Annotated in this window: 16 protein-coding genes; 10 read left to right on the forward strand and 6 right to left on the reverse strand. The window is 70.0% G+C overall.

Annotated elements, in window-relative coordinates:
- Nucleotides 1-88 precede the first annotated feature (88 nt).
- The 7 genes from ACIOGX_RS10155 (at nucleotide 89) to ACIOGX_RS10185 (ending at nucleotide 6917) form a co-directional block, all read left to right on the forward strand.
- A complete protein-coding gene (locus ACIOGX_RS10155; protein ID WP_356517156.1) occupies nucleotides 89-1300 on the forward strand; it encodes a phosphoglycerate kinase in 1212 nt (403 codons plus the stop codon).
- A gap of 7 nt (nucleotides 1301-1307) precedes the next feature.
- Complete coding sequence (gene tpiA, locus ACIOGX_RS10160) at nucleotides 1308-2102, forward strand: triose-phosphate isomerase (protein ID WP_356517158.1); 795 nt, start codon at nucleotides 1308-1310, stop codon at nucleotides 2100-2102.
- A 205-nt stretch (nucleotides 2103-2307) separates the two neighbouring features.
- Entirely contained in the window at nucleotides 2308-2538 is a 231-nt protein-coding gene (secG, locus tag ACIOGX_RS10165; protein ID WP_030353663.1) for a preprotein translocase subunit SecG, read from the forward strand.
- A gap of 170 nt (nucleotides 2539-2708) precedes the next feature.
- Nucleotides 2709-3044 (forward strand): RNA polymerase-binding protein RbpA, encoded by a 336-nt coding sequence (locus ACIOGX_RS10170; protein WP_078615979.1) that lies wholly within the window; start codon nucleotides 2709-2711, stop codon nucleotides 3042-3044.
- A gap of 174 nt (nucleotides 3045-3218) precedes the next feature.
- Nucleotides 3219-4871 (forward strand): glucose-6-phosphate isomerase, encoded by a 1653-nt coding sequence (pgi, locus tag ACIOGX_RS10175; protein WP_383971203.1) that lies wholly within the window; start codon nucleotides 3219-3221, stop codon nucleotides 4869-4871.
- A gap of 4 nt (nucleotides 4872-4875) precedes the next feature.
- Nucleotides 4876-5376 carry a PH domain-containing protein gene (locus ACIOGX_RS10180; RefSeq protein WP_401911823.1) on the forward strand — a complete coding sequence of 167 codons (501 nt, stop codon included), beginning with the start codon at nucleotides 4876-4878 and terminating at the stop codon, nucleotides 5374-5376.
- Nucleotides 5373-6917 carry a PH domain-containing protein gene (locus ACIOGX_RS10185; RefSeq protein ID WP_401911825.1) on the forward strand — a complete coding sequence of 515 codons (1545 nt, stop codon included), beginning with the start codon at nucleotides 5373-5375 and terminating at the stop codon, nucleotides 6915-6917. The genes ACIOGX_RS10180 and ACIOGX_RS10185 overlap by 4 nt, the downstream gene beginning before the upstream one ends.
- Before the next feature lie 177 nt (nucleotides 6918-7094).
- Here ACIOGX_RS10185 and pgl read toward each other — a convergent pair whose 3' ends face one another.
- The 5 genes from pgl to tkt are packed head-to-tail and all read right to left on the reverse strand — an operon-like array spanning nucleotide 7095 to nucleotide 13692.
- Complete coding sequence (gene pgl / locus ACIOGX_RS10190) at nucleotides 7095-7877, reverse strand: 6-phosphogluconolactonase (RefSeq protein WP_382530982.1); 783 nt, start codon at nucleotides 7875-7877, stop codon at nucleotides 7095-7097.
- Nucleotides 7874-8929, reverse strand: a complete 1056-nt coding sequence (gene opcA / locus ACIOGX_RS10195) for a glucose-6-phosphate dehydrogenase assembly protein OpcA (protein ID WP_384766112.1) — start codon at nucleotides 8927-8929, stop codon at nucleotides 7874-7876. The genes pgl and opcA overlap by 4 nt, the downstream gene beginning before the upstream one ends.
- The gene (zwf, locus tag ACIOGX_RS10200; protein ID WP_356517168.1) at nucleotides 8926-10458 is read right to left on the reverse strand and encodes a glucose-6-phosphate dehydrogenase; all 1533 of its coding nucleotides are present in this window, start codon (nucleotides 10456-10458) and stop codon (nucleotides 8926-8928) included. The genes opcA and zwf overlap by 4 nt, the downstream gene beginning before the upstream one ends.
- Nucleotides 10459-10462: 4 nt before the next feature.
- Nucleotides 10463-11581: a transaldolase gene (gene tal, locus ACIOGX_RS10205; protein ID WP_356517170.1), complete on the reverse strand. Its 1119-nt coding sequence runs from the start codon at nucleotides 11579-11581 to the stop codon at nucleotides 10463-10465.
- Between the two features lie 35 nt (nucleotides 11582-11616).
- Nucleotides 11617-13692, reverse strand: a complete 2076-nt coding sequence (gene tkt, locus ACIOGX_RS10210; protein WP_356517172.1) for a transketolase — start codon at nucleotides 13690-13692, stop codon at nucleotides 11617-11619.
- 326 nt (nucleotides 13693-14018) lie between these two features.
- On the opposite strand from tkt, the gene ACIOGX_RS10215 reads away from it, so the two are divergent.
- The 3 genes from ACIOGX_RS10215 to ACIOGX_RS10225 all read left to right on the forward strand — a co-directional run bounded on the left by ACIOGX_RS10215 (nucleotide 14019) and on the right by ACIOGX_RS10225 (nucleotide 16712).
- Entirely contained in the window at nucleotides 14019-14966 is a 948-nt protein-coding gene (locus ACIOGX_RS10215; RefSeq protein WP_356517174.1) for a heme o synthase, read from the forward strand.
- Nucleotides 14967-15075: 109 nt separating this feature from the next.
- Nucleotides 15076-15450: a hypothetical protein gene (locus tag ACIOGX_RS10220; RefSeq protein WP_401911831.1), complete on the forward strand. Its 375-nt coding sequence runs from the start codon at nucleotides 15076-15078 to the stop codon at nucleotides 15448-15450.
- Nucleotides 15451-15593: 143 nt separating this feature from the next.
- Nucleotides 15594-16712 (forward strand): amidohydrolase, encoded by a 1119-nt coding sequence (locus ACIOGX_RS10225; protein ID WP_356517178.1) that lies wholly within the window; start codon nucleotides 15594-15596, stop codon nucleotides 16710-16712.
- Between the two features lie 139 nt (nucleotides 16713-16851).
- On the opposite strand, the gene ACIOGX_RS10230 is transcribed toward ACIOGX_RS10225, so the two are convergent.
- Nucleotides 16852-17820, reverse strand: coding sequence for a COX15/CtaA family protein (locus ACIOGX_RS10230; protein ID WP_356517180.1), 969 nt, complete (start codon nucleotides 17818-17820; stop codon nucleotides 16852-16854).
- Nucleotides 17821-17877 lie beyond the last annotated feature (57 nt).

Genomic DNA, 17877 nt, shown 5'->3' on the forward strand with positions numbered 1-17877 from the left:
GTATGAGCGACAGGGTTCGGCCGGCGCACAAGCGGCGCCGTTCGAGCCCTGTTGGCCTGTCCAGACATCTCAAGGAGTCCCGCAGCAGATGAAGACGATCGACGAACTTCTCGCAGAAGGGGTCGCCGGACAGCGGGTATTCGTCCGCGCCGACCTCAATGTGCCGCTCGACGGCACCACCATCACCGACGACGGCCGTATCCGGGCCGTACAGCCGACGGTCGCCAGGCTCGCCGAGGCGGGCGCCCGGGTGATCGTCGCCTCCCACCTGGGCCGTCCCAAGGGCGCCCCGGACCCCGCCTTCTCGCTCGCCCCCGCCGCCGCGCGCCTCGGTGAACTCCTGGGCGCCGACGTGGCGTTCGCGGCCGACACGGTCGGCGAGTCCGCCAAGGCCGTGGTCGCGGCCCTCGCCGACGGCCAGGTCGCCGTCCTGGAGAACCTCCGGTTCAACCCGGGCGAGACCTCCAAGGACGACGCCGAGCGCGGCGCCTTCGCCGACCGGCTCGCCGAGCTGGCCGATCTCTACGTGGGCGACGGCTTCGGGGCGGTGCACCGCAAGCACGCCTCCGTCTACGACCTGCCGGCCCGCCTGCCGCACGCCGCGGGCTATCTGATCGCCACCGAGGTCGGTGTCCTCAAGAAGCTCACCGACGACGTCAAGCGGCCCTACGCCGTGGTCCTCGGCGGCGCCAAGGTCTCCGACAAGCTCGCGGTCATCGACCATCTCCTGGAGAAGGCCGACCGCATCCTGGTCGGCGGCGGCATGGTCTTCACCTTCCTGAAGGCGCAGGGCCACGAGACCGGCTCCTCGCTGCTCCAGGAGGACCAGATCCCGGCGGTCCAGGAGTATCTGAGGCGGGCCGACGAGCGCGGGGTGGAGTTCGTGCTCCCCGTGGACGTCCTGGTGGCCCCGGAGTTCCCGGACCTCGGGACCAAGGCGCCGGCGCACCCCACGACCGTGGCCGCGGACGCCATTCCGGCCGGACAGATGGGCCTGGACATCGGCCCCGAGACCGGCCGTCTGTACGCCTCGAAGCTCGCCGACGCGGAGACCGTGTTCTGGAACGGTCCCATGGGCGTCTTCGAGCACCCCGACTACGCCGAGGGCACCAAGGCCGTCGCCCAGGCGCTCGTCGACTCCCCGGGCTTCTCCGTCGTCGGCGGTGGCGACTCCGCCGCCGCCGTCCGGATCCTGGGCTTCGACGAGAAGGCATTCGGCCATATCTCGACCGGTGGCGGCGCGAGCCTCGAATACCTCGAGGGCAAGACGCTCCCCGGCCTCGCGGCACTGGAGGACTGACCCCCGTATGACTGCTTCATCCGAAAAGGCCGGCCGTACCCCGCTGATGGCGGGCAACTGGAAGATGAACCTCAACCACCTTGAGGCCATCGCGCACGTCCAGAAGCTCGCCTTCGCGCTGGCCGACAAGGACTACGACGCCGTCGAGGTCGCCGTCCTGGCGCCCTTCACCGACCTGCGGTCCGTACAGACCCTGGTCGACGGCGACAAGCTCAAGATCAAGTACGGCGCCCAGGACATCTCGGCGCACGACTCCGGTGCGTACACCGGCGAGATCTCGGGCCCGATGCTGGCGAAGCTGAAGTGCGCCTACGTCGCCGTGGGCCACTCCGAGCGACGGCAGTACCACGCCGAGACGGACGAGATCTGCAACACCAAGGTGAAGGCCGCGTTCAAGCACGGTCTGACCCCGATCCTCTGCGTCGGCGAGGGCCTGGACGTCCGCAAGGCGGGCCGGCAGGTCGAGCACACGCTGAACCAGCTCGACGGCGGTCTCAAGGACGTACCGGCCGACCAGGCCGAGTCCGTCGTGATCGCGTACGAGCCGGTGTGGGCCATCGGCACCGGCGAGGTCGCCACCCCGGAGGACGCCCAGGAGGTCTGCGGGGCGATCCGCGGCCGGCTGGCCGAGCTGTACTCGCGGGAGCTGGCCGACAAGGTCCGGATCCAGTACGGCGGCTCGGTGAAGTCCGGGAACGTGGCCGCGATCATGGCGCAGCCCGATGTGGACGGCGCCCTGGTGGGCGGCGCGGCGCTGGACGCCGACGAGTTCGTCAAGATCGTGCGCTTCCGCGACCAGTGAGTATGCGGTAGCACGGATCCGTCGTACCCTGGCGGGGGCCGAATGGGCAAGGTCCGCGTACGCGTAGCGCGACTATGTGTACCGGAGGAGCCCGGTCGGTCCCCGTCGTTCGTTTCGTGCTGTTCGTTCTGCGTCGTTCGTTCTCAGTGTTCGTTTTCAGTCCTGTCGGTCCTGTCAGTCCGAGGAAGTTGGTCCAGCCGTGGTTATGGGGTTCTCGATCGCCCTCATCGTCTTCAGCCTGCTGCTGATGCTGCTGGTGCTGATGCACAAGGGGAAGGGCGGCGGCCTCTCCGACATGTTCGGTGGCGGAATGCAGTCGTCCGTCGGTGGTTCCTCCGTCGCGGAGCGTAACCTCGACCGCATCACCGTGGTTGTCGGTCTGCTGTGGTTCGCGTGCATTGTCGTTCTCGGCCTGGTGCTGAAGCTGGACAGCTGACCGTACGCACGGTACGGCGGCGCGGGCGCGGCCTATCATGGGTTCCGCGCCCGGCGGCAGGGGGTAACTCCCTTCACTGGACGCGCGTTGGGCCTTACGTAGACTGGGGCGCCCGGCAGCGGAGCTGCCTCTCGATGCTTTGCGGCACCATCACGCAGGGAGTTACGACCGTGGCAAGTGGCAACGCGATCCGGGGAAGCCGGGTCGGAGCGGGGCCGATGGGTGAGGCCGAGCGTGGCGAGTCCGCGCCCCGCCTGCGCATCTCCTTCTGGTGCTCGAACGGGCACGAGACGGTGCCGAGCTTCGCCAGTGACGCGCAGGTTCCGGAGACGTGGGACTGCCCGCGCTGCGGATTCCCGGCCGGTCAGGACCGGGACAATCCGCCGGACCCGCCGCGCACCGAGCCGTACAAGACGCACCTCGCCTATGTACGGGAACGGCGCAGCGACGCCGACGGTGAAGCGATCCTCGCCGAAGCGCTCGCCAAACTGCGCGGCGAGATCTAGAAGTTTCTCCGGCCGGACACCCCACAGGTGTCCGGCCGAAGCGTTTATGTCCCCTTTCGCGCCGCTTTCTTTCCCGTGGTGTCCCCATCGCCTCTCCGTTCACCCTGATCAATTAGGTTGGACAGGCAACAGGGCATGCACGCAGGCACGAGAAGAAGTGGGCTGATGTCCGAGATGAACGCGGAAAGCCGTACCAGGCTGACCCGGAGGCCCGAGTGGGACGCACTGGGCAAGCACCGGGAGCAGCTGGGGCAGACGCATCTGCGGGAGCTGTTCGCCGCCGATCCGGCGCGCGGCGCCGGCTACACCCTCCAGGTGGGCGACCTCTACCTGGACTACTCCAAACATCTGGTGACCGACGAGACACTGGCGCTGCTGCGCGAGCTGGCCGCGGCCACCGGAGTCGCCGAGCTGCGGGACGCGATGTTCCGCGGCGAGAAGATCAACACCACCGAGGACCGCGCCGTGCTGCACACGGCGCTGCGCGCCCCGCGTGACGCCGTCATCGAGGTCGACGGCGAGAACGTCGTACCGGCGGTGCACGCCGTACTCGACAAGATGAGCGCCTTCGCCGACAGGATCAGGTCGGGCGAGTGGACCGGCCACACCGGGCGGCCTATCAAGAACGTCGTCAACGTCGGTATCGGCGGCTCCGATCTCGGGCCCGCGATGGCGTACGAAGTGCTCCGGTCCTTCACCGACCGGGCGCTGACGGTGCGGTTCGTCTCCAACGTCGACGGAGCCGATCTGCACGAGGCCGTACGGGACCTGGACCCGGCCGAGACGCTGTTCATCATCGCGTCGAAGACCTTCACCACCATCGAGACCATCACCAACGCCACCTCCGCGCGCGACTGGCTGCTCAGTGGGCTCGGCGCCGGACAGGAAGCCGTCGCCAAGCACTTCGTGGCACTCTCCACGAACAGCGAGAAGGTCTCCGGCTTCGGCATCGACACGGCCAACATGTTCGAGTTCTGGGACTGGGTCGGCGGGCGCTACTCGTACGACTCGGCCATCGGGCTCTCGCTGATGATCGCGATCGGCCCCGATCGCTTCCGCGAGATGCTCGACGGCTTCCACCTCGTCGACGAGCACTTCCGTACCGCCGCCCCCGAGGCCAACGCGCCGCTGCTGCTCGGGCTGCTGGGCGTCTGGTACGGGGCGTTCTTCGACGCCCAGTCGCACGCGGTCCTGCCGTACAGCCACTATCTGTCGAAGTTCACCGCCTACCTCCAGCAGCTCGACATGGAGTCCAACGGCAAGTCGGTGGACCGGGACGGCAATCCGGTCGACTGGCAGACCGGGCCCGTCGTCTGGGGCACGCCGGGTACCAACGGGCAGCACGCGTACTACCAGTTGATCCACCAGGGCACCAAGATCATCCCGGCCGACTTCATCGGTTTCGCCCGGCCTGTCGCGGATCTGGCGCCCGGACTCGTCGCGCAGCATGATCTGCTCATGGCCAACTTCTTCGCCCAGACCCAGGCGCTCGCCTTCGGCAAGACCCCCGACGAGGTACGGGCCGAGGGGGTGGCGGAGAAGCTGGTGCCGCACAAGACGTTCCGTGGCAACCACCCGACGACCACCATCCTCGCCGAGGAGCTCACCCCGTCCGTCCTGGGCCAGCTGATCGCGCTCTACGAGCACAAGGTGTTCGTGCAGGGCGCCGTCTGGAACATCGACTCCTTCGACCAGTGGGGCGTCGAGCTGGGCAAGGTCCTCGCCAAGAAGATCGAGCCCGTCCTCACCGGCGACGAGCCGGGCGAGGGGCTGGACTCCTCGACCTCCACGCTGGTCGAGGCGTACCGCTCGTTGCGGGGGCGCTGAGCCGATGACGGGGGAGGGGGGCCGGCGGCTGCGACCGCCGAACAACACGCTGGACAGGCGTGCCATCGGCTGGTGGCGCACACGGTGGCTGCTGCTGACCGTGGCGCCGGTGGGGGTACTGGTCCTGCTCGGGGCGCTCATCACCCCGGCGCGGACATGGCTGCTGGTCCCCGCTGTGGTGCTGGCGGTGCTCGGGCTGGCCTGTACGGCACTGATACCCATGTGGTCGTTCAGGGTGCACCGCTGGGAGGTGACGGACGAGGCCGTCTATGTCCGCACCGGCTTCTTCTGGCAGAAATGGCGGATCGCGCCGATGTCCCGGATCCAGACCGTGGACACCGTGCGCGGTCCGCTGGAGCAGCTGTTCAAGCTCGCGACGGTGACCGTCACGACCGCGTCCGCCAAAGGCGCCGTGCGGATCGCGGGGCTCGACCACGAGCTGGCCGCGGGGCTGGCCGAGCGGCTGACGCACATCACCCAGGCCACTCCGGGGGACGCGACATGAGCGAGCCCGCGGAGTTCGGGGGGCCCGCGGAGGGGGAGTGGCGGCGGCTGGACCCGCGTACGCTCCTGGTCACCGTCGTGCTCATGATCGGCGTCGCCATAGTCGCGGGTGTGCCGTCCTTCGTCGGCGTGGCCGGCGGCCTGGGGTCGCTGAAGGCGCTCGGCTGGGTGTCGGCCGGTGCCGTGCTGCTGATCGTCTGTGTCACGGGCGCGGACTACCTGCGATGGCGCCGCACCCGCTACCGGATAGGGCCCGAGCGCGCCGAACTCCATACCGGACTGTTCCTGCTGAAACGCCGGTCGCTGGCCCGCGAGCGGATACGGAGCGTCGACCTGACGGCCCATCCCCTGCTCCGGGTCCTCGGGCTGGTGAAGGTCCGGATCGGCACCGGCGAGCAGACCGGCGGGGAATCCACGCTGGAACTCGACCCCGTCACCCGCGCCGAGGGGGAGTGGCTCAGAAGCGAGCTGCTCGACCGGATCCCCGAGACATCCGGGACGTACGGCGACGGCACGCTGGCCTCATTCGACCGGCGGTGGATCCGGTACGCGCCGCTCTCCTTCGTCGCCCCGCTGCTCGGTGCCTCGGCGGCCGGGGGGCTGATACAGCTCAGCGACTGGGTCGGTATGCAGCTGCGGCTGTTCGAATGGCTGGGCGACTACTTCCGGACCGTCTCGATCCTCTGGGGGAGCGTGATCCTGCTCGCCGCGCTGGCCCTCGTGGGCGTCATAGGGTCACTGGGCCTGTGGATCGAGATGTGGTGGAACCACCGTCTGGAGCGGGAGCCCGGCCGTACGCTCCGGGTCCGCCGCGGACTGTTCACCTCCCGCTCCATCTCCATCGAGGAACGCCGGCTGCGCGGCGTGGAGCTGGTCGAGCCGCTCGGGGTCCGGATGGCGGGCGCGGCCAGGGTGGACGCCGTCGCCACCGGCCTCGCCCAGGAGGACGAGGACGCGCACAGCGACAAGAAGACGCTGCTGCCGGCCGCGCCCCGGGCGCTCGCCGACGCGGTGGCGGCGCAGGTCCTGCGCGAGCCCGTGTCCCCGACGAGCAGCGTGACCCTGATCCCGCACCCGCGTGCCGCGAGGGGGCGCCGGCTGCGCTGGTCCGTGGCGTACGCGCTGGTGCCGGTCGTGATCCTCGCCGTGCTCGGCCTGCTGCTGACCGACGTCCTGCTCTTCATCGCGGCGGTCTGCGCGGTGATCCTGCTGCCGGTGGCCGTCCTGCTGGCCCTGGACGCCTACCGCAGCCTGGGCCATGGCCTCAGCGGCGGCTATCTCGTGGCCCGCTCCGGCACGGTGCGCCGCGCGACGGTCGCCCTCCAGCGCGGTGGCGTGATCGGCTGGACGGTCAAGCAGTCGTACTTCCAGCGCCGCGCGGGCCTGTTGACACTGACGGCGACCACGGCCGCGGGCGAGGGCGCGTACCACGTGTACGACGCGGCGTGGGGCGAGGGCCTGGCCTTCGCGGACGAGGCGGTTCCGGGCCTGATGGCGCCTTTCCTGGAGCCGGCCCCGGACGAGACGTCCCGGCAGGCGTAAGACACGGCAGACGTAACACACGCCAGACGTACGACACGGCAGACGTACGACACGGCAGACGTACGACACCGCAGACGTACGACACGGCGCGCCTGTACGCGTCGCGGCCCGGACCGCTTGGCTGTGGTCCGGGCCGCGACATGTACACGCGCGCCGTGTCAGACAGGGCTCACATCTCTAGGCCGAGGCCGGCGGATAGAGCGCGCGGGGCAGGGCCGAGGCCGCCGCCGCGTCGAGCAGCCAGAGCGTGCGGCTGCGGCCGTACGCCCCCGCCGCCGGTGCCTGGATCTCGCCCGCGCCCGACAGCGCGATCTCCGCGGCCTTCGCCTTGTCCTCGCCCGCCGCCAGCAGCCACACCTCGTGTGCCGCGCGGATCGCGGGCAGCGTGAGGGAGATACGGGTCGGCGGAGGCTTGGGAGCGCCGTGCACGGCGACCACCGTGCGCTCGGTCTCCCGTACGCCCGGCAGCTCGGGGAAGAGCGAGGCCACATGCGTGTCGGGCCCGACCCCCAGCATCAGGACATCGAAGGTCGGCACCGGCCCGTGGTCCTCCGGGCGGGCCGCCGCGGCGAGTTCGGTGGCGTACGCGGCCGCCGCCGCCTCCACATCACTGCCGTACGGACCGTCCGAGGCCGGCATCACATGCACCCGCGAGGGGTCCAGCGGCACCGAGTCGAGCAGCGCCGCGCGCGCCTGGGTGATGTTGCGCTCCGGGTCGCCCTCCGGCAGGAACCGCTCGTCGCCCCACCACAGATCGAGCCGCGACCAGTCGACCGCGTCCCGGGCGGGCGCCGCGGACAGCGCGGCCAGCAGACCGTTGCCGTTGCGCCCGCCCGTCAGGACGACGGACGCGGAGCCGCGCGCGGCCTGGGCGTCCACGATCTTCGTGATCAGCCGGGCCGCCGCGGCCTGCGCCATCAGCTCCTTGTCGCGGTGGACGACCAGCTGCGGAGCGCTCACTTCGACTCCGCCTTCTTGGGCATGGCGGCAGGCGTGACCGCGCCCGCGGGCTTGGCGGACTTGGCGGGTGTCGCACCGCCGTCGGCCGTACCGCCGTCACCGGCCGCCCGCGACGACGAGCCCGCCCCGTCACCGAGCCGGTCCACGCCGAACCGCAGCGCCGACGCGTACGTGTCGTCCGGGTCCAGCCGGCGCAGCTCCTCGGCGATCAGCTCCGAGGTCTCCCGGCGCTTCAGCGCCACCGCCCGGTCCGGCTGCCCCTGGATGGAGAGCGTCGCCAGCGAGCCGTCCGCCCGGCCCAGCTGGATCGGCCCGCAGGACGTCTCCATCCGTACGGCCGTGAGACCGGGACCCTTCGAGACACTGCGCTTGACCGGTACGTGCAGCCGGTCCGCGAGCCACATGGCGAGCAGCTCGCAGCTCGGGTTGTGCTCCTCGCCCTCCACCTCCACCGAGGTGACATCGCAGGCGACCTGGTCCAGAGCGGCCGCGACCATCGAGCGCCACGGCGTGATGCGGGTCCAGGACAGATCCGTGTCGCCCGGGGTGTACGCCTCGGCGCGTGCCGTCAGCTCCGCCACGGGATCCTCGGCCGCGTACGTGTCGGTCACCCGGCGCTGCGCCAGCTTGCCCAGCGCGTCCTTGGCCGGGTTGACCGGCGCGTTGACCGGCCACCACACGACGACGGGAGCGTCCGGCAGCAGCAGGGGCAGGACCACCGACTGCGCGTGGTCCATCACCTCGCCGTACAGCCGCAGGACGACCGTCTCGCCGGTGCCCGCGTCGGCGCCCACCCGTACTTCGGCGTCGAGCCGGGCCTTGGCCCGGTCGCGCGGCGAGCGCGAGTGACGCTTGACGACGACCAGCTTCCTCGACGGGTGCTCGCGGGACGCCTCGTTGGCGGCCTTGAGCGCGTCGTACTGGTTCTCCTCGTCGGTGACGAGCACCAGCGTGAGGACCATGCCGACGGCAGGGGTGCCGATCGCCCTGCGCCCCTGCACCAGCGCCTTGTTGATCTTGCTGGACGTGGTGTCCGTAAGGTCGATCTTCATGGCCGGCGCCAGCTCCGTCCGTCTCGTGCGAGCATGTCGTCCGCCTCGACCGGACCCCAGGTCCCGGACTCGTACTGCGCGGGCTTGCCGTGCGTGTCCCAGAAGTTCTCGATCGGGTCGAGGATCTTCCAGGACAGCTCGACCTCCTCCACGCGCGGGAAGAGGTTCGAGTCACCGAGCAGCACATCGAGGATGAGCCGCTCGTACGCCTCGGGGCTGGACTCCGTGAAGGACTCGCCGTACGCGAAGTCCATCGAGACATCCCTGACCTCCATGGAGGTGCCGGGGACCTTCGAGCCGAACCGCATGGTCACGCCCTCGTCCGGCTGGACGCGGATGACCAGGGCGTTCTGCCCCAGCTCCTCCGTGGCCGTGTGGTCGAAGGGCGAGTGCGGCGCGCGCTGGAAGACGACCGCGATCTCGGTGACGCGGCGGCCGAGCCGCTTTCCGGTACGGAGATAGAACGGGACACCCGCCCAGCGGCGGTTGTCGATCCCCAGCTTCACCGCGGCATAGGTGTCGGTCTTCGACGTGGAGTCGATGCCCTCTTCCTGGAGATAGCCGACGGCCTTCTCGCCGCCCTGCCAGCCCGCGGCGTACTGCCCGCGCACCGTGCCCTCGGCGAGATCCTTCGGCAGCCGTACGGCACCCAGCACCTTGGTCTTCTCCGCGGCCAGCGCGTCCGCGTCGAAGGAGGCGGGCTCCTCCATCGCGGTCAGCGCGAGCAGCTGGAGCAGGTGGTTCTGGATCACGTCACGGGCGGCGCCGATGCCGTCGTAGTAGCCGGCCCGGCCGCCGATGCCGATGTCCTCGGCCATGGTGATCTGGACATGGTCGACATACGACCGGTTCCAGATCGGCTCGAAGAGGGTGTTGGCGAACCGCAGCGCCAGGATGTTCTGGACGGTCTCCTTGCCCAGATAGTGGTCGATCCTGAAGACCTCGTTGGACGGGAAGACCTCGTGGACGACCTTGTTCAGGTCCTGCGCGGACGCCAGGTCGTGGCCGAACGGCTTCTCGATGACCGCGCGCCGCCAGGAGCCGTCGGTCTGGTCGGCCAGCCCGTGCTTCTTGAGCTGCTGGACGACCTGCGGGAAGAACTTCGGCGGTACGGAGAGATAGAACGCGAAGTTGCCGCCGGTGCCCTGCGTCTTGTCGAGATCGGCGATCGTCGCCTTCAGGTTCTCGAACGCGTTGTCGTCGTCGAAGTCGCCCTGGACGAAGCGCATCCCCTGGATGAGCTGTTGCCACACCTCCTCACGGAACGGTGTGCGCGCGTGCTCCTTTACGGCGTCGTGCACCTCCTTGGCGAAATCCTCGTCCTGCCACTCACGGCGCGCGAAGCCGACGAGCGAGAAGCCCGGCGGCAGCAGACCGCGGTTGGCCAGGTCATAGATGGCGGGCATCAGCTTTTTTCGGGACAAATCGCCCGTGACGCCAAAGATGACCAGGCCCGACGGCCCCGCGATACGCGGGAGCCGTCGGTCCGCGGCGTCACGGAGCGGGTTCGCTCCGTGGGTTGCGGTCAAGGGATCAGCCCTCCGAAGGGGCGAGGCGCTTGAGCTCCGCCTCGGTCGACTTGAGCAGGTCGTTCCAGGCGGTCGCGAACTTCTCGACGCCCTCGTCCTCCAGCAGCTGGACGACATCGTCGTACGAGATGCCCAGCTTCGCGACGGCTTCGAGGTCCGCGCGCGCCTGGTCGTACGTACCGCGCACGGTGTCACCGGTGATCCGGCCGTGGTCCGCGACGGCTTCGAGCGTGGCCTCCGGCATGGTGTTCACCGTGTGGGGCGCCACCAGCTCGTCGACGTACAGCGTGTCCTTGTACGCCGGGTCCTTGACGCCGGTCGAGGCCCACAGCGGACGCTGCTTGTTGGCCTGCGTCCGGTCCAGGGCGGCCCAGCGCTCGGAGGAGAAGACCTCTTCGTACGCCTCGTACGCGAGCCGCGCGTTGGCCAGGGCCGCCTTGCCGCGGGCCTCCTTGGCCTCCGGCGTGCCCAGCGCGTCGAGCCGCTTGTCGATCTCGGTGTCCACGCGGGACACGAAGAAGGACGCCACCGAGTAGATCTTGGACAGGTCGAGGCCGGCGGCCTGCGCCTTCTCCAGACCCGCGATGTAGGCGTCCATGACCTCGCGGTAGCGCTCCAGCGAGAAGATCAGCGTGACGTTGACGCTGATGCCCCGGGCGATCGTCTCGGTGATCGCCGGCAGACCGGCCTTGGTCGCCGGGATCTTGATCAGGGTGTTCGGGCGGTCCACCAGCCAGGCGAGCTGCTTGGCCTCGGCGATGGTCGCCTTCGTGTGGTGCGCCAGCCGCGGGTCCACCTCGATCGAGACCCGGCCGTCCTGGCCCTGCGTCGCGTCGAAGACCGGACGCAGGATGTCGGCGGCGTCGCGGACGTCCGCCGTGGTGATCATGCGGATGGCTTCTTCGACGGTGACCTTGCGGGCGGCGAGATCGGCCAGCTGGGCGTCGTACCCGTCGCCCTCCGAGATCGCCTTCTGGAAGATCGACGGGTTGGTGGTGACGCCCACCACGTGCTGCTGATCGAGCAGTTCGGCGAGGTTGCCGGACGTGATCCGCTTGCGCGAGAGGTCGTCGAGCCAGATCGCGACGCCTTCGTCGGAGAGGCGCTTGAGTGCGTCTGTCATGAGAGTTGCATCTCCTACTGTTCGTATATAAGGCGTCAGCGCGCCGAAGCCGCCAGAGATTCCCGTGCCGCCGCGGCCACCGCGTCCGCGGTGAAGCCGAACTCGCGGAAGAGGACCTTGCCGTCGGCCGAAGCGCCGAAGTGCTCCAGCGAGACGATGCGTCCGGCGTCGCCCACGAAGCGGTGCCAGGTGAGCCCGATACCGGCCTCGACCGCCACCCGCGCCCTCACGGCGGGCGGCAGAACGCTGTCCTTGTACTCCTGGTCCTGCTCTTCGAACCACTCGACCGACGGCATCGAGACCACCCGGGCCGGGATACCGGCGGACTGGAGCAGCTCACGCGCCTCGACGGCCAGCTGCACCTCGGAGCCGGTGCCGATCAGCACGACCTGCGGAGCGCCGCCCTCGGCCTCGAACAGGACGTAACCGCCCTTGGCCGCATCGTCGTTGGCCTCGTACGTCGGCACACCCTGGCGGGTCAGCGCCAGACCGTGCGGAGCGCCCTTGTCGTGCCGCTTGAGGATCTCGCGCCAGGCGATCGCCGTCTCGTTGGCGTCGGCGGGGCGGACGATGTTCAGCCCCGGGATGGCCCGCAGCGCCGAGAGGTGCTCGACCGGCTGATGGGTCGGACCGTCCTCGCCGAGGCCGATCGAGTCATGCGTCCAGACATAGGTGACCGGCACCCGCATCAGCGCGGCGAGCCGCACGGCCGGGCGCATGTAGTCGGAGAACACCAGGAAAGTGCCGCCGTAGATACGGGTGTTGCCGTGCAGCGCGATGCCGTTCATGGTCGAACCCATGGCGTGCTCGCGGATGCCGTAGTGCACCGTGCGGCCGTACGGGTCGGCCTCCGGCAGCGGGTTGCCCACCGGGAGGAACGACGACGTCTTGTCGATGGTGGTGTTGTTCGAACCCGCGAGGTCGGCGGAGCCGCCCCACAGTTCGGGGATGACCTCACCGAGCGCCTGGAGCACCTTGCCGGACGCGGCGCGCGTCGCGACGGACTTGCCGGTCTCGAAGGCGGGGAGCTTCTCCTCCCAGCCCGCGGGCAGTTCGCCGGCCCTGACCCGGTCGAACGTCGCCGCGCGCTCCGGGTTGGCGGTACGCCAGGCGGCGAACGTCTTCTCCCACTCGGTACGCGCCTCACGGCCGCGGTCGAGCGCCTCACGGGTGTGCGCGAGCACCTCGGTGGAGACGTCGAAGGACTTCTCCGGGTCGAAGCCGAGCACCTTCTTGGTGGCGGCGACCTCTTCGTCGCCGAGCGCGGAACCGTGCGCCGCCTCGGTGTTCTGCGCGTGCGGGGCGGGCCACGCGATGATCGAGCGGGCCGCGATGAACGAGGGACGCTCGGTCTCCGCCCGCGCCGCCTTCAGCGCCTCGTACAGACCCGCCGGGTCGAGGTCGCCGTTGGGCAGCTGCTCGACGCGCTGCACATGCCAGCCGTACGCCTCGTACCGCTTGAGGGTGTCCTCGGAGACCGCGGTCTCCGTGTCACCCTCGATGGAGATGTGGTTGTCGTCCCAGAGCAGGACCAGATTGCCCAGCTTCTGGTGGCCGGCCAGCGAGGACGCCTCGGCCGAGATGCCCTCCTGGAGGCAGCCGTCACCGGCGATCGCCCAGATGGTGTGGTCGAACGGGGAGGTGCCGGGCGCGGCGTCCGGGTCGTACAGACCGCGCTCGTAGCGAGCGGCCATCGCCATGCCCACCGCGTTCGCGACACCCTGCCCGAGCGGACCCGTGGTGGTCTCCACACCGACGGTGTGTCCGTACTCCGGGTGGCCCGGGGTCTTCGAACCCCAGGTGCGGAAGGACTCCAGGTCTTCGAGTTCCAGGCCGTATCCGGCCAGGTAGAGCTGGATGTACAGGGTCAGGGACGAGTGGCCCGCCGAGAGGATGAACCGGTCGCGGCCGGTCCACTGCGCGTCGGCGGGGTCGTGCCGCATCACCTTCTGGAAGAGCAGATAGGCGGCGGGGGCCAGGCTCATGGCCGTACCCGGATGGCCGTTGCCGACCTTCTGTACGGAATCCATGGCCAGGACGCGGGCGGTGTCGACTGCCCGGCGGTCCGAATCGGTCCACTCGAGGTCTGTGGTGGTCGGCTTGGTGCTCACCCTGAGTCAGGGCTCCTCTCCACATGATCGAATCCCGGTGTCTGAGGGCGCACCGGTTCGCTGTCGAGCCTACCCGCAGCAACAGTCATCTTTCCGAGCGTGTTTCCAGGGTGCGGCGCGGCCGGAGAGTTCGCCTCCCGGCGCCCCTGAGTTCACCTTCAGGCAGGTCGTGAGGACCGTTCCGGGAGGGCTTTCAGCGGTGTTCCGCACCATCGACCCCCGCGAAGATCGGCATGAGGGCAACGTCTAGAGTGGCGTGGTACGCGCAAGTCTTCACCGGGGCTTCACGCCCGGAGCTTGCTGGGATTTCTCTGTCAGGGGTGTGCGTGACGGCCGTCGAGTCCCGACCCGCAGGGGTCGCTCTGACTCCGAGCTCGGGCGGCCATCGGCCGTTCGGCGCCCGCGTCAAGGCATTCGTGGTGCTGACCAAGCCGCGGATCATCGAACTGCTGCTCATCACCACCATTCCGGTGATGTTCCTGGCCGCGCAAGGCGTGCCGGATCTGTGGCTGGTGGTCACCACCTGTATCGGCGGCTATCTCTCCGCCGGTGGTGCCAACGCGCTGAACATGTACATCGACCGCGACATCGACGCCCTGATGGACCGTACGTCGCAGCGTCCGCTCGTCACCGGCATGGTCTCGCCGCGCGAGGGGCTGGTGTTCGGCCTGACGCTGGCCGCGGTGTCGACCCTCTGGCTCGGACTCCTGGTCAACTGGCTGTCCGCGGGCCTCGCCCTGGGAGCGCTGCTCTTCTACGTCATCGTCTACACGATGATCCTCAAGCGCCGCACCTCGCAGAACATCGTCTGGGGCGGTATCGCGGGCTGTATGCCGGTGCTGATCGGCTGGTCGTCGGTCACCAATTCGGTGTCCTGGGCCGCCGTCATCCTCTTCCTCGTCATGTTCTTCTGGACGCCGCCGCACTACTGGCCGCTCTCCATGAAGGTGAAGGACGACTACGCGCGCGCGGGCGTCCCGATGCTTCCGGTCGTCGCCGGCAACCAGGTCGTGGCCCGCCAGATCGTCCTCTACAGCTGGGTGATGGTCGCGGTCTCGCTGCTGCTGACCCCCCTGGGGTACACCGGCTGGTTCTATACGACGGTCGCGCTGGTGTCCGGCGGCTACTGGCTCTGGGAGGCGCACGGACTCCAGTCGCGCGCCAAGGCCGGCGAGACGGGCGCCAAGCTCAAGGAGATGCGGCTGTTCCACTGGTCCATCACCTATGTGTCGCTGCTCTTCGTGGCCGTGGCCGTGGATCCCTTCCTGCGCTGAGGCGCCCCCCGTACCGCACCGACTTGCTCCACCGACGGGTGGGGCGCGTGGTCAAGGCCACGTGCCCCACCCGTCGTCGGTTGATCTACCCGTGGGTAGCATCCCGTTCATGGCAGAGACCCAGCAGACAGAGCAGAGCGACGCGGCCGACGAGAGCAGGGCCCTGGCCCGGCGGGAGGCGCGCGACGAGCGCCGGGCCGCCCGGCTGGCGAAGCGGATCGGCGCCTTCGCCAGGCGGCACGGCGGTGCGGAAGGGCAGCTCGCGTACCTCGGAGAGGCCGGTACGCGCATCGTGCTGGTCGGTGAGGACGGCGGCTGGGGCGATCTCGTCGCTCCCTCGCACGCCGTCGCGAGCAGCGCCGCCGAGAAGGCCGGGCTGACGCTGCACGAGTCCTTCGACGGCGAGTTCGCCGCCAAGGTGCGCACGGGGCCGTACGAATGGAAGCGGATGGCCGGACTCCAGCTCGGTGGCCGCGAAGCCTGAGCCGACGCGGAGCCTGAGCCGTCGGGCCGTCGGGCCGTCGGGCCGACGCGGGACCGGGGGCGCGCCGCGGCGTCCGAAAGGCGCCACCCGAGCGCGAGTTACCCGTTAGGACAGTAGGAGTACGGTCCACGACGGGAAACCCGATGATCGAAACAGCGTCCCTCGTGGACCAGTACTGCCACGGCGTACTCCGCACGGAACTGGGCCTCGCCACCTTCGAGGCCCAGCTCGGCGGAACGGCGCGCGCTCCCGCTCCCGGCACCACGTTCTTCGACACCCAGACCGGGTTCGCCGTCCGGCGCTGGTGCCCGCCGCTGCTCGGTCTGGAGCCGCACTGCCCGCCCGCCCGCTACCTCGCCCGCCGCCGGGAGCTGGGCGTACTCGAAACCGGACGCCGACTGCTGCGCTCCACCGGGATCTCCACCTATCTGGTGGACACCGGACTGCCCGGCGATCTGACCGGGCCCGCCGAGATCGCCGCGACGGGCGCGGCCGAGGCGCGGGAGATCGTCCGGCTGGAACCGCTGGCCGAACGGGTCGCCGATGTCGCGGGAGGGGCGGGCACCTTCCTGGCCGGTCTCGCCGAATCCGTGCACGCGGCGGCGGACTCCGCCGTCGCCTTCAGCTCCGTCGCCGGGGCCAGAACGGGCCTCGCCGCCTCGCCCGAGCCGCCGGGGCCGGGGGAGGTGCGGGGCGCGGCGGGCCGCTGGCTGGCCGGGCGCCGGGCCGGTGGCCCGCTCACCGATCCCGTACTGCTGCGGCATCTGCTCTGGATCGCGGTCGGCTCGGGACTGCCGCTGCAACTGCACGCGGGCGGCGCCACCGACACGTATCCGCGGGACGCCCACGCCGACCCGGGGGCGCTCACCGGCTTCGCGGCGGCCACGGCCGGGCTCGGCACCGATCTCGTCCTGCTGAACGGCTACCCGTACCACCGGCACGCGGCCCATCTGACGAGCGTCTTCCCGCATGTGTACGCGGATCTGGGACCCGTACTGGCGCGGACCGGGGCCGGGGCCGCGGCCGTGCTCGCGGAGATCCTGGAGCTGGCGCCGTTCGGCAAGCTGCTGTTCTCCAGCGGCGCCCGCGGGCTGCCCGAGCTGCATGTGGTGGGCGCCCAGGTGTTCCGGGAGGCGCTGGAGCGGGTCCTCGGCGGCTGGGTGGGCGACGGCGCGTGGGCGTTACGGGACGCCCAGCGCGTCGCCAGGATGATCGCGGCCGGCAACGCCCACCGGCTCTACGGACTGCCGGACGCTGCCTGACTGTTTCCTGACCGCTCTCTGTCGCTTCTCTGTCGCTTCGTGCGCGGACGCGTTCGCGCACGAACGTTTTCCGGTCGTGTTTCTCAGGCCGCGCTTCTCAGGCCGCGCTTCTCGGACCGTGCTTCTCGGACGGCGCTTCTCAGACCGTCGAGAGCGTCGGGTCCGACTGCGCGGGGATCTCCGTCGCCACCCGCGGCCGCTCGCGCAGGCTCATCGCCAGCCGCAGCACGGCGATCCACACCAGGCAGGACCCCAACATATGGGCGCCGACCAGGACTTCGGGAAGGTCGGTGAAGAACTGCACATAGCCGATGCCGCCTTGCGCCAGCAGCACGAGCAGCAGTTCGCGGGCGCGCGCCCGGGTGTCGTCGGGGGCGTCCACCACCCGCAGCACCAGCCACATCGCCACCGCCAGCGCGCAGACGATCCAGGCGAACACCGCGTGCACATGGGCGGTGGTGGCCCAGTCGAACGGCATCCGGGGCACATCGCTGCTGTCACCGGCGTGCGGGCCCGAGCCCGTCACCGCCGTACCCGCCGCGATCAGCACCGCCGCGGCGCCCACCAGCGCCCAGGACAGCTTGCGCACCGGGCGCGGGACGCGCGGCCGGGGGGCGCCGTCGCCCTCGCGGGTGCGCAGCCAGGTCAGGGTCGTGACGGTGAGCAGGGTGGTGGCGAGGAAGAAGTGCCCGGCGACGGTCCACGGGTTGAGGTCCATCCACACCGTGATCCCGCCGATCACGGCGTTGCCCATCACGATCCAGAACTGCGACCAGGCGAGCCGGGTCAGCCCGCGCCGCCGCGGCTTGGTGGAGCGCGCCGCGATGATCGCCCAGCCGACCGCCGCGCACAGCACATAGGTCAGCATGCGGTTGCCGAACTCGATCGCGCCGTGCACCCCTTGCTCGGGGGTGGCGAAGAGGCTGTCGTCCGTGCACTTCGGCCAGGTGTCGCAGCCGAGGCCGGAACCGGTCAGCCGGACAGCGCCGCCGGTGACGACGATGACGACACTCATCACGACGGCGGTGAGCGCGGCGCGCTGGAGCGTACGGGGTGAAGGCGTCCAGCGCTGAGCGATATACGCGAGGGGGGTCAACACGGCCACCATCGTAGGACGGAGCTTGTGCAGCTTTTCACGAGGGGTACGTATGCCGCGTCCCGGCAC

Origin of the sequence: Streptomyces sp. NPDC088147 (assembly GCF_044741565.1) — a bacterium.
Taxonomy (GTDB): domain Bacteria; phylum Actinomycetota; class Actinomycetes; order Streptomycetales; family Streptomycetaceae; genus Streptomyces.